Genomic DNA, 2408 nt, shown 5'->3' on the forward strand with positions numbered 1-2408 from the left:
ATGGTACTTCATGGACTTAGCAAATGGTAACATGTTAACTGGTTGGGTACAATCTCCATACAGTGGAAAATGGTACTTCATGGACTTAGCAAATGGTAACATGTTAACTGGTTGGGTACAATCTCCATACAGTGGAAAATGGTACTACATGGATGCTAGCGGAGCAATGGTTACTAACACAACTGTAAATGGTTATGTTTTAGGTGCTGACGGAGCTTGGATTCAATAATTAGAGTTTATCATAAAGTAATATAGCTTATATAGATAGTCAACATACTTAATAATAAGTATGTTGGCTGTCTTTTTTTATATGAAAAATTATTAAGCTTTTATTACTTAAATAAAATATATATATGATTTTAGATAGTTTTTTTTTCTAATTTTACGATAAATATTAAAGAAAATTTTGATTTGATTTATTTGGATTAATAGGTAAATAAATATAATAAATACAAATTTATATTGTACTGCGTAGTATAATATAGAAAAATAATTAGACTATATAGTATAAATATGAATATATTAACTTATTAGTATTTTAGTTCTTTGATAGGAAATATAATTTTATTATAAAAAATATAAAAACTATTCCCAAATCTTTTTATCTATGTTATTATAAGCTTGTCGTTGGGGAATAATTCTTTATTTAACGACATTATATTACAAAATTTAAAAGTATTATTAAATATGTTAGCATATTATATCGGGGGGAAAGAAGATATGATAAAAAGAGCAAACAAATTAACAGCATTATTAGCTGCTGCTACAACTGTTGCTTCAATAGCACCAGCAGGAGTACATGCTGCAGATTACAAGAGAATAAGTTCTGAAGATGGAACTATATATTCAGCAAAAGCATTTAAAGATGGATCTTATGTAGTTGACGGAAATATAGTTGACGAAGATACAGATGCTGTATACTATGTAAAAGATGGAAAGTACACTGAATTAGAAGATGTTAATTCAGGATCAACTTTAGAATTATATGGAGATCATTATTTATCAGTTGATAATGGAGATTACTTCATAGATTTAAATACTGGTAAAGTTACAGATGATGATGTAGAAGCTGATACTAGAGATGACTTACAATTAACAATAAAGAAAAATTTAAGAAATGTTGATAGATATAATGTAAATGGTCTACCAACAATTAGTGCAGACAACTTATTAGCAGGACCTAAATACGGAAAAGTATGGTATAAAGTTGGTGGCGATGTTACTATAGCTGACGGAACAAATGAAGGTAAACCTGCTACTATTTACACAGATATAGATGGAAACTACATTGATGGAGATTATAACTTAGGATCAATTAAAGTTATAACAACTGCAGGTGGTACACAAAAGACTTCTGTTATAGAAAATAATGAAGATTTAGTAAATGCTGTTTCAGATTCAAAAGTTAGTGCATCTGTTTCAAATACAAAGGTAATTGGACAAGACGATAACAATATTTACAGAACTGCTACAATTACAGTAACTGCTAATAGTAGTGATGTATCAATTAAGAGCATTAATGGTGTAAATGTTGCTACAGCAGATTCAAGTGTAATTCAAGCTGTAACTGAAGGAACTTCATATAGCTTCAATGTAATCCAAAAAATTTCTAAAGCACAAGCTTCAGATGAAATAGATGATGCTAAATATGCTAAGAGTGTAACAAACTATATGATATGTGATAAAGATGGAAAAGTATCTTCAGATGCAAAAGCTTTCTATGAAATGGCTAACAATGATAAAGTTTCAGTAGCAAATGGAAGATTAATAGCATATACAGTAAGCGATAGTAAAATAACTGTAGCTTCAACAGGATTAAAATCAAAAGGTGCATTAAACTACTTAGATGCTGAATCTTCAGTAACTAAAAATGCAACTGCTGTTGATACAGATGTAGACGGAAATGTTTATAGATTAGATGAAGGATATATCTATGAATTTGACAACACTGATGATTGGAATAAGTTATACAGAGTTGATGGGTCAATGAAAAATATGTCAATTTACGATTCAAACGATATGGTAGTTTGGGATAAAAACAATGAAGTTTACTCATTAGTAGGATTTAATTCTTCTACTTCAGATAATAATGATTCAGACAACAATGATTCAAATAACTCAAACAATACAGTAGCTCCAGTTGTAGCTGGATGGAATCAAGCTGCTGATGGTACTTACACTTATGTAAATGCTGATGGAACAACAGTTAAAGGATGGTTCCAATCTCCATTAAGCGGAAAATGGTTCTACATGGATCCAACAACTGGTGTAATGCAAACTGGTTGGGTACAATCTCCATACAGTGGAAAATGGTTCTACATGGATCCAACAAATGGTGACATGCAAACTGGTTGGGTACAATCTCCATACAGCGGAAAATGGTTCTACATGAACCCATCAAATGGTGA

1 protein-coding gene and 1 pseudogene are annotated in these 2408 nt (G+C 30.5%); both read left to right on the top strand.

From position 1 onward, the window contains the following. Nucleotides 1–229, top strand: a pseudogene (locus HF850_RS15300) (hypothetical protein); the annotation flags it as partial. Nucleotides 230–720: 491 nt separating this feature from the next. After that, nucleotides 721–2408 (top strand): N-acetylmuramoyl-L-alanine amidase family protein (locus HF850_RS16065; RefSeq protein ID WP_169106274.1); only part of this gene is annotated, 1688 nt, incomplete at its 3' end.

The sequence above is a fragment of the Clostridium sp. SM-530-WT-3G genome (assembly GCF_012843905.1).
In the GTDB taxonomy this organism is placed as follows: domain Bacteria; phylum Bacillota; class Clostridia; order Clostridiales; family Clostridiaceae; genus Clostridium.